This is a genomic window from Caballeronia grimmiae, from assembly GCF_000698555.1.
Taxonomy (GTDB): Bacteria; Pseudomonadota; Gammaproteobacteria; order Burkholderiales; family Burkholderiaceae; genus Caballeronia; species Caballeronia grimmiae.
Window position 1 is genome coordinate 1 of the sequence record NZ_JFHE01000119.1, and the last position, 1328, is coordinate 1328.

Consider the following 1328-nt stretch of genomic DNA (forward strand, 5'->3'; position numbering starts at 1 on the left):
TTGATCAATTCACGCCGAAGGAGGGATGGCCTGACTTGGGCGAAGATCGATTCGTACAGGTCGATGCCCAGACGAAGAAGAAGATCTACGCAAAGATTGAATCCTTCTCTGCCAATGCGCCGATAGTTGCTAAGACTCTATCGCCGGGAGAAATTCATATCTTCCGCGTAATTCAACTAAATAAACCCAAGTGGACGAAGAGCGGAGAATACTGGTTGCCCAACATGCCCCAAAACGGCACGGAATGGCGCGAACGCTGGGCCGTATTATATGCATGGAACAGCAACGGCGGCTTTGTGGAGCTAGCACGAATTCCGTCCGCCGATGAACTCTCTAGGCTCGGTATTCACGTTCCTCAGGACTGGTCCGGCTTACGCGCGTGGAGCGGGCTAGTGTCAAGTCAGTTCGACGAGAAACTCGGACGTTATTGGGCGGGAGGAGCCACGCAGCTATTCATTGATTTCAAACATCCTCACAACGCGGTTCTTCTCGACTATGTGCAGGCGCTTGCCGCTAAGCGAACGGGATGGACCGACGTAAACGTCGCTGCTATCTTGAAGGCTGTCGTTACGCCAATGGAACAAAACGAAACTGCGCCAAAGACAATGCTGCAGGGATATACGTCGATCACCCCATCTCCTGAGGATGAACGTGCGCGCGCAGACGTTGTCTCGGATCACTAAGGAAACCTGCTATGCCGACTGATTTCTTAATAGCGGGTAAGAATGACGACGAAGCACGCGATCGCTCGTTTTACCTGCTCAAGAAGTACACCAGCGCCACTTTAATGCGACGTGCCATTGATCTCTATCGCGAGTTTCTGCACGACTTTGAACGAGAGATCAAACGTCCCGAGCTTGCGAGCAATAGCATGCAAAGCTCGTATCATAAAGACGTGCTGTATTTTCTCCGATATTTGCGGCCGATGGAGTACGCAGAGCCATTAATTGCGAACTCTCATCGAAGAACCGAAGCGTTCGCGCTGTTACGTGAGGCGGTCGACTTCTCTGCTTTCATGTGGGGACGTCGCTACCAAGAATGGGGGGCGAGTGAGCCGGGCTCTCCATTCTATGCACTCGGTTATCGTTATTTGCCTTGGGAATCGATCGATGTCTTCGGGAAGGCGCAGCAATCTGCCGTACTGATATCGCTGATGTCTACCACCCTTTGCCTTGATGGAACGAAACAAGGAGTGGCCTATTTGGGCAGTGGGCGCAACGCGCGAAGCGTGATGCGCTGGACCTATGAATCCATCTTCTTTGACTCACTACCACTGAACGGAATCCCGCCGCTTTGGTTTCCACCGCACTTGCCTTCCTGCCCCCCAC

At 52.7% G+C, this 1328-nt stretch carries 1 protein-coding gene and 1 pseudogene; both read left to right on the forward strand.

Annotation, left to right across the window (positions count from 1 at the left end):
• Nucleotides 1-683, forward strand: a pseudogene (locus BG57_RS30870) (hypothetical protein); the annotation flags it as partial.
• Nucleotides 684-694: 11 nt separating this feature from the next.
• Nucleotides 695-1328: Imm71 family immunity protein (locus BG57_RS32180; RefSeq protein WP_241482174.1), on the forward strand; the 634-nt coding region annotated here is incomplete at its 3' end.